Raw genomic sequence first — 9,541 nt, forward strand, 5'->3', positions numbered from 1 at the left:
GTTATTTCCGATTTTAGCCTAGAAAATAGAAATGAAAACTTAAAAAACTATCTTAAGTTTCTAAAAAAGTTGCATCGCGAATAGGTCGCAGCATAATTGGAAGAAGGATATAAATATTTTTTTTGTTTTTCATTTTAAATGATTGATATGCTTATTATGATTTTCAATTAATTTAAAATCTTAAGCCTAATTTATAGTAAAATTAAAAATGGTACTCTTAGCGCTAACATTTCCAGCTGCATCAAAACTTCTTACTATCCAATAATATTTACCTACAGTCAATGTTTTAGAATATGGATTTGTTGCCTGATTTTTAGACTCTAAAACTGTAAGCGCACTATCTTTATAAATATACAAACTGTCTTTCTCAATGCTTCCCGACATAGGAGCTCGGTTCCATTGAAAATTTATATCTAAATTAATTGTAGTACTGTTATTTGTTGGATTTGTTAAAATAGGAGTGATAGGCGCAGTAGTGTCAACAAGTAGACTACGTGACGAATATAAGGTTTGTTCTGTATCATTACTAGCTCTAACTCGCCACGAAAAATCACCTTCACTTAAAGTATAATTGAGGGAAGTGTTGGTCATTATTCTATTTTCAATAATAGTGTTGTTTTGATCGTATAATTGAAATTGATAGTTGGAAGCTCCTATGATTTCTTGCCATGAGAAATTTTGATTCGTACTTTTGGTATTTAAATTACTAGATGGGTTCAAAAGAACTACAGTATTATTTTTAAAATCAGCATTACTTTCAATAAAAAAGAACCGACTTTTATAATGTGTTTCATATGCACTATTAATTGCTTTTACTCTCCATTCATACTGTCCAATATTAAGTTGGATGATAAAATTATTTTTTGAAATAATAGTATCCAAGATAATTTGACTTGGATTCTCAAAATTAGGTTTAGCAATTTGTAAATGGTATGATGTGGCATATTGAACTTCTTCCCAGGATAGATTAACACTAGTAGAAGAAAGTTGTGCATTATTTCGCGGTGCTGTTAAATTAACCTCACTTGTAGAAATATTGTCTTCAAGAAGAATTTCTTCACATGAAGATAATGTTGCCAAACATATTAATACAAAATATTTATAGATACTTCTTAATTTTATCATTTCCTTATTTTTTATAAATCAAATAACTTTTTAGTTCTGGTTTTATCTTTTATTTTTGATTTTGTAATTCCTTTACAATTTTCATTTCCTTCCGTTAGATCGGCTATATACCACTTTCCTCTATCAGTAGTTGACCAGCAAAAAGAACTAGTACGGTATGCAATAGTTGTAGTTGGATCAATGGCTAGCAAATCTGTTTTTTTTCCAGATTTATAAAGTTGTATAGTATATTTTTTGTCCAAAGCATTTTTTAAATAATAAGAGTCAGCTTGTTTAATTTTAGTGATTTCCTCATCGGTCAAATGAGATACAATACTAGTGATGATTTTCAGTTTGGTGTTATTTTGAAGTAGCCTCAAGGTTAAAGCATTATAGTCTGAATTTAATTCACCAACATATCCAGAAACATCTAGCAGGCGAATAACTGCCAACTCCGGCTTTTGAGGCAAACTGTCAATATAATTAATTGACGGTTGGTTTTGGTTGTATTTAGACTTAGCATTGTACAAAGCATTGAGTCTGTTATTAAAAGGTAATACTTCAATACTCAGTCTAATATTTTTTTCTAAAATAGCTAATGTTTTAGTGTTAAAGTCATTTTGGAGATCTAAAATCGACTTAGAGTCGCCAATACTCCCTAGTTCGGGTGAGGATGGAGCAACTTTATAATAATCATTTTTGATCTTGGTAGATTGGCAAGCTGCGAAAAAATATAGGATAAGTAAAAGAAAATTATTTTTCATATTTTTTTGGAATTTATTGATCATCTATTTTATGTAAAAGTTGTCGATTTGAAAATGACCCAGCCCTAAATGTAGGTAATTTACTTTTGATATATTCTGTAGTTATCTTTTTAATGTAAAATGTCCTTTGAAAACCCTGCCATCCTCTAAGGCTATGTTGTACCAGTAATCGTCTGAAGGTAGAGCTTGGCCATTATATGTGCCATCCCATCCTTGACTTAAAGGGTTCAACAAACTTATTAACTTTCCATACCTATCGAAAATGTGAATTTTAGTTGCACTATTAAAGGTGTTGTTTATTCCTTGTACATTCCAATAATCATTATAACCGTCTTGATTTGGAGTAAAAAAAGCTGGAATTCCTAACAGTGCTACTTCTTGAATTGCAATACCACAACCATTTAAGTCTTTTACATAAATTGTATGGATTCCTGCACTAACATTCGTAAAAAGATTCTCTTGTTGATAGCTTCCATTTTGATCATCTAAAGCGTAGACATAATCACCTGTGCCAGTTGTTGAAACTTGAATACTATTTGAAGTCGTAAGATCTTCAATTTTTATGTTTTCTATTTTAGCAATATTAGATGCTGCTACGATTATAACTCTAGTTTTAGAACAGCCATCAATAGTGCTAACCTTTACGGTATAAGTTCCCGCTTTATTGATTGTTAGGCTGTATTTTGACTCATTTGTAATTGGTTTTCCATCGAAAGTCCAATCATAGGTGTAACTATTTTTTAATAATTCATCAGTAAGGCCCGCATCAATTATTTTAGTGAATGTACTGAGGTTACTGCATACCAATTCCTCACCAGTCAATTGGATTGCTGGAATAGGATTAACGACAAAGGGAATAGTCATTTTAGAAGCACAAGTTGTATTTAAAGAATTGATTACCTCGACAGTTATATTTTGCGACTTGGTCACAAAAGGATTGGGTAAAGGACTCGATAGCAAGTTATTATTTGCATCAAAATATTTAACGATCATATCTGTTTGCCCTCCTAGTATGGTATTTTGAAAAGTAGAAGTGTCAAAGGCATATTTTCCATCTTGTTTAGTAGGATCGATCTCATCGTCACAAATAGTTACTAAACTGCGTGGAATAGGGGAGACTTGTGGTAGAGTAGATACAATAAATTCAACAGTTGTTTCGTATGAGCACGCTTTCATAGTGTTATTAGTTGCCTTTACTTTCACGATTTGCGAAATAGTTATGAAAGGATTTGGTAAAGGATTTGGTAACGAATTATTATTTTGATCAAAGTAAGCTAAGGTGACATTTGTCAATCCTTGAAGTAAACGGCTTTGAATGGTTGTCGTATCAAAAGCAAAAACTCCATCTCGGTCGTCATCGCATTGTGTTTCTTTTATGGGTTGCATAATAGGTATTGACTCAACAGTTAGCTGAATTGGAGATCCTAATCCCAAGCAATCGTTATTTAATTTACTGTCTACACGCACATATATTTTTTGTGAATTTGGATACCCTATGTTTCTGTAATTAGAAATATCCATAATAGAATTCTTTTCTGTCAATGCATCATTTAGATTGCGATAATAGGTAATCGCTAGTTGCTGTCCTACCGGGAAAATCGCTTTAATTTCATTATCCAAACCACTAAAGTCAAAACTAGAAATACCATCTTTATTTGTGCCTAAAACTGTGTCGTCACAGGTAGTAAAATTCCTCAGAAAATTTATCGGAATTTGCGTGGTGGAGACTATTAAATTTACTGTGGCAATTCTAAAACACTCATTTGAATTTGAAACACGAGCATAAACTACATCGTTACTTATGGATTGGTTTGTATAATTTGTAGGATTGGTAATTGGGTTAGTGTTATTTTGTGCGTCAAATTGATTGGCAAAAAAAGTAATGTTTTCGTTAGCTGCATTACCTGTGATTTTTGGGATTACTTCCTCTAAATTAAAAATGCTAATACCATCAATATCATCATCACATTGCTTTAAATCTACATTTTGATTAATGGTAGGTAAAGGATTAACTTGTATTTTAAAAGATGTAGTTTCAAAACAAATAGGATAATCTTTATTAAACATTTTTACATAAACAGTTTGGGTAGGAGAGTCATTTACATAGCTTGATGGCGCATTAATATTTTGGGTCATTGCTGCATCCCTATAATATAAGATTACAAATTGAGTTTCTAATTGACCGTTTAAAATAGCTGTGGCTTTTTGAGTCAAATCAAATCGAACACGTCCATCTTTATCATTTCCAAAACTTGTGTTGTCGCAAACTATGAAATCTTGTATCGCATTAGAATCCTTTGGAACTGGGGTTTCATATACAGAAACCGAAAAGGTAGTTGTGCTGGTGCATGTAGGGTTAGCTTTGTTTGATACAGCAGCAATTATTGTTTGCGATTGATAAGCGGTGGTGTTAGTGTAGGTAGTTGGGTTAGTAATAACTATATTATCTGAATAGTTAGTAGCGCTTGCATAGTAGCTTACAGTATATAAATTGGGATCTTGGCCGTTTAGAATTGAGGCATTTTGGGAAGTTAAGTTAATAGATGCAAAACCGTCATTGTTGCTATCACAAATTGCTATATTTTGTGGTTGTGTCGCTTTTGGAACTTCGTAAATAACTATATCTTTGGTTTCTATTGTCACGCCTGTCTTAGAGGTAGCTTTTACGGATACGGTATATTTGCCTACTGAGGAATAGATATGTTTAGGGTTAATCTCGTTTGAGAGAGTACCATCGCCTAAATCCCATTGTGCTGCAATAATTTCTTTGCCGCTAGTTAATGAAAATGAAGTTATTTCTCCTAAACAATTATTTTGCACATTCAAAGTAGATAGAAAATAGGATTGTATAAATTGTGGTAGTCCTGAGAAGGAAGATCTTCCTTTGAGATCAACAGCGTTCAGCTGAAAATTGCATCCAGTACCTAAAATATTAGGATTAGCAATCGCACTTAGATAAGGGGTGTTAAAAATCGCTAAATAAATTTTCCCGTCAGGGGCTAGTTGCAAGCTTGAAGGTTGGTACAGTAAATTAAACACAGTTAACAATCTTATTTCAGTACTTGGAATGTCGGAGGCTGTTAAATCATATTGATTTACTTCATACTTTTCAGTAACATCATTTCCAGTTGATACATAGGCTATTTTCCCAGATTGTGAAAATTCTACTCCATAATTAGTTTGTTTGTCTGTTATTAAACGCGGATTGCTGACTACACCAGTTTCATTATTAAAATCAAATAATTGAGTTAAATTTTCTCTATTTGCACAGATTAACTGATCTCCTAATGGTGCCACTTTCATATAGCCTATGGCATCTATTCCAGCTGGTGAGTTAATTACTGCACCTGAACTGCTTATAACAGGATTTGTGTTTACTCCTGAATTATCAATTGAGAATGAATAGAAATTATTATTTCCAAAACCGTGGCCAATAACCCATATTCCATCTCCTGTTTTATTTTGTACCGCGGTCAATTTTTCAGAAGTAGGAGTGATTAGTAAAATATTTTTATTAGATGTTACTGCTCCTAAACCTCCATTTAACGTTAAATCTACTTCGGAATATTTTATTCCTTCTTTATTACCCCTTTCATCACAGGTAAATATATAGTAAATCGCTGAGGAATTAGGCTTTTTTACAATTATTGCAGATTGTGTACTAGAATCAGTACCCTTAAGTCCACTTCCATTTACCATTAGCTGATGATTGCGATTGAACACATATTGACCATCAGTATAAAACAATAGTTGACCAGCACTGTTGGATATTGTTGCACAGCCCTCATATGTAAATAATTCTCCATTAGTGAGGGCAACTGGAGTACCACTGTTAAAGTCCACTCCTGCTCGTTCTCCAAAATACCAAATGTTGGCCTCACCCTGCGCGTATGTTGATAAAGAAAGCAGTAAAAGAAGTAGTGTAAAAAATTTATTCATATAGACCAAAAAAAAATTGCAATAAAAATACATTTTTTTTAGTAATGGTAGGAAAATAACTTAAAATATTATCATAATAAAGATTGTTTTAGTTTGAAGAACTGCTGGATCATAGTAATGAACGGGGGTAAAATGTTTTTATTTGTCAGGAAACGAAATAGCTTTATTCAAAATCATAAAAAAGGAACTTTTCTATTTACTTAGTTATATTGATGCTGAACTTCATTTATAATTAGTTGATTTTACCTCTATTTCACTTTTTGAAATTGGAAGATTGAAATGAATTTCTAAATACACGTATAGTAATCGTTTGCGCTGTTAAAACTCTCGTAATAAAACAAAAAAGTAACACAGTTTTGCGTTATTTTTTATGTTTTATAGATATTGTTTTCTCAACTTTGTGGTCACAGAATGTAATTCTGCGCTATTCTTAAAAGTATATTTATCGCATATCCTAGCGATAGGGGCCTTATTAAAAACAAAAAGACAGGCAATCATGCCTGTTTTTTTGTTTTGTCTGCTCACTGTTGCGGGCACAAGCGGGACGCTTGCGCTAGCGTTTTCGATCAATCACGCTCGCGCCAGCAGGGGGAAGTAAAGCCATCGATAGAAGTAGCTTATAAAATTGCTGAAACACTTGAAGTCTGTCTTGACTTCCTAACTGGTTTGTCTGATGTAGATCTAGATAAGTCTTTAATTGATACTATTACTGCTATACAGCTTTTAAAAGAAGAAGATAGAAAAGATATTCTAAATACACTTAACGCTTTCATTAGAGATGCTATAGCTCGTTCTGCTTACGCATCCTTCTAAAACAAAAAACTGAGCAACTGCTCGGTTTTTTGTTGTTTGACTTGTTTTGGCTGCTCATTGTTGTGGGCACAGAATTTAATTCTGCGCTATCTAACCGAGAAATTTATTGCATATCCGAGCCATCAGAGTTTTAAAGACGAGGATAGAAGAATATACTCAATACCCTTAATGATCTCTAGAGAGGTTAAAACTCATTCCGTTTGTGTATACTTTTATTAAGCAAGAAAGCAACTCAGTCTAGAGTTGCTTTTTGTTTATGGTTTGCTTTGGTTTGTTGGTACGAGCCAGAGGCATCGCACTAGCCTTTATGATTATTTTTGCTCGCACCAGATGGGGCAACCAGAAAATGAATTCCAGTTGCAGTTTTTTTTATGTTTATTTCTGTCTATCGCTTGTGTCAGCAAGGTTTTTTCAATAAATCAATATTATTATTTGAGTTAAAGAAATCAATAAGAATAATACCAATGGTATGTTTTTTTTTAATAAAGAATAGTTAAGATTAAAATTTAATTCTAAAAGATACATCATGTATTTAAAAAAATAAAGAATAAAATTTAATAATATAAAATTTAGAAATATACTTAAACTTAAAGATAAAAGCATAATGTAAGTCTGCTTAGAAACTAAAGACGTTAATATAAAGAAGTGATTATATATTTTCGAAATAATTATAATTGAAATTATAAAAATAAATATTCGTTTAAATCTAGAAATATTAAACCAATTAATTGATAATGATTTAAAAATTAAAAAATTAAAAAATGTGAAAAATAAAATATTAAAGTACAGCATTTTTATCCATTTATTTGTTTTTAAAATATAACACGTTCAATGACATGGCCAATTGGCAGTTGGAAAGTACCATTTAAAAATACTCCAACCACTAATCCTAAATTAGCAGACGCATCTACTGTCAGAGAACCTGAGTTTGAATCATAATAAGTGTTAAAATGAACCCCAGCATGGTAAGATTTGAATGAAACAGATGCTCCAGTATTTACCTTTATTCCTAATAGTGCAACTCCTCCTTTAACACCAACTTTTGCAGCATATGCACCTGCACCTGCACCAACTCCTACACCAAATTTATTATCTTGTCCAGTCATTACTCCGAGATTTCCATTTGCAAAAGCACCAAGAACAGAACCTTCAGCTGAAATATTACCTCCAAGCATTTCGTTACCTGCATTTGCTGAAATTGCACCTTTCATCCCTGTAATTTCAGCCGACCCATTTACGTATAAATGGCTACTATTATTAGAAAAATCTGCATTGTACCCAGATACTTTAGCGTTATAATTCTCTGATTTAAATCCGAAATTATAACCATTAAAGCTAAACATATCTGGAGTTGATATTGCTGATGCCCCACTAGCAAAAAAACCATCTGGTTTCTTATACCCCTGAATAACAATTTCATTTAACTGTTGACTAGTTCCACTTCCTGGCATACCATCAATATGGTTTTTACCATCACCAGGGCATTTTATACAACCTCCATCAGGGTCAATCATACTAACAGGATTGTTTCCCATTCCCAAATATGGGCTATGAAATTCTCCATACGGGTCAGGCGACAACCATCTTCCTAGTCTACCATCCCAAAGGCGAAGTTGAAACGCTTCCATTCCCGTTTCTTTATCGAGTTCTTGCCCTTGAAAGGCATAACGATAATTACTTAACGAATTACGTCCAGGTAATTGCTCTCCAAAAGGGTAGTAATCTGCGTAGGAGATCATTGTTGTAGTCCCGTTGCTAGTTTCTTTTTTAATTACCGCCCTCACGTTACCTAAATGGTCGGTGATTTGGTAATTTTTGACACCACCTCTATAGTATACACCTACTCTTGATAACCCAAAGATAGGATTTTCTGTTTGAACTATGCTATTATTACCTAGTTTATTGTACACACCCATTACATTTCCTGAGAGATCCAGTGCATAAAAATCAGTGCTTGATAAAGTACTTGTTCCAGTAGCGAACGATTCTTTCTTGATGCGTTGCCCTCTCTCGTTGTAGTACATTTTAATAACAGGATTGGTCCCTTTGTTAACTTGGATAACCAATCCTTGGGTGTTATAAACATAGGTTAAATCTTCTTGAGTGTTTTTTATAAGTTGTCCTATGGAATCATATAAATAATTATTGGAGGGTTGAGACTCAATATCAGTTAGATCAGCTGTAGTTACTGCATCTGTTACGTAGTTAAGTTGGTTTTTTCCAGTGTTTGTATAATTATAGGTTAAATTATCGGTAATGGTTGCATTATTATCAGATCTTTGTAGCGTTTTAATGTTTCCATTGGGATCATAGCTTAGTCCAGCCTCTTTGTATTTTCCTGTAGGACTAATTGCAGCCGTTGATGCATTAGTATCTCCAAAAGTAGCGCTTGTGAGCCAGTTGTCTCTATTGTAGTTGTATAAATAGCCTTTTTGTATGATTAATGAATTTTGTAAATCCATCATTTGATTTTTATTGGCCCAACGTGCTGCTTTAATATTACCATTGTAATCATTTCCCGCCGATGGGGATGTTGTGATATTGTTACCTGTTCTTAGATAATCACCTTGGAAATAGTCTAGTGTTATACCAAATAAGTCGTTAGTATCCCCTCCAGGATCTTTGGCGGTTTCTAGGCTAGGATGGTTTATACTTTTAAGTTGCCCACCTAGGGTATATACGTAATCAAGCCCTTGTGCCCCTTGGGCAATGTTAACTCTTTTTAGTTCGCCAGTCAAGTAGTAGTAATAATCTGCATCTGTTTGGTAGTTAATTCCATCAGTTCCTGTTTCTACTTTAGTTAAAATAGCATTACTATCATAGGTTTATGCTGCGACCTATTCGCGATGCAACTTTTTTAGAAACTTAAGATAGTTTTTTAAGTTTTCATTTCTATTTTCTAGGCTAAAATCGGAAATAAC

General features: G+C 33.0%; 4 protein-coding genes. All 4 read right to left on the reverse strand.

Annotated elements, in window-relative coordinates; translation table 11 throughout:
• Positions 1-186 precede the first annotated feature (186 nt).
• The 4 genes from BUC11_RS15905 to BUC11_RS15925 all read right to left on the reverse strand — a co-directional run bounded on the left by BUC11_RS15905 (position 187) and on the right by BUC11_RS15925 (position 9,358).
• Positions 187-1,125 carry a hypothetical protein gene (locus BUC11_RS15905; RefSeq protein WP_073355654.1) on the reverse strand — a complete coding sequence of 313 codons (939 nt, stop codon included), beginning with the start codon at positions 1,123-1,125 and terminating at the stop codon, positions 187-189.
• A gap of 11 nt (positions 1,126-1,136) precedes the next feature.
• Positions 1,137-1,868 (reverse strand): hypothetical protein, encoded by a 732-nt coding sequence (locus tag BUC11_RS15910; protein WP_073355660.1) that lies wholly within the window; start codon positions 1,866-1,868, stop codon positions 1,137-1,139.
• A 102-nt stretch (positions 1,869-1,970) separates the two neighbouring features.
• Complete coding sequence (locus BUC11_RS15915; RefSeq protein ID WP_073355656.1) at positions 1,971-5,807, reverse strand: T9SS type B sorting domain-containing protein; 3,837 nt, start codon at positions 5,805-5,807, stop codon at positions 1,971-1,973.
• A gap of 1,625 nt (positions 5,808-7,432) precedes the next feature.
• A complete protein-coding gene (locus BUC11_RS15925; RefSeq protein WP_073355658.1) occupies positions 7,433-9,358 on the reverse strand; it encodes an RHS repeat-associated core domain-containing protein in 1,926 nt (641 codons plus the stop codon).
• Positions 9,359-9,541 lie beyond the last annotated feature (183 nt).

The sequence above is a fragment of the Flavobacterium xanthum genome (assembly GCF_900142695.1).
Classification (GTDB): Bacteria; Bacteroidota; Bacteroidia; order Flavobacteriales; family Flavobacteriaceae; genus Flavobacterium; species Flavobacterium xanthum.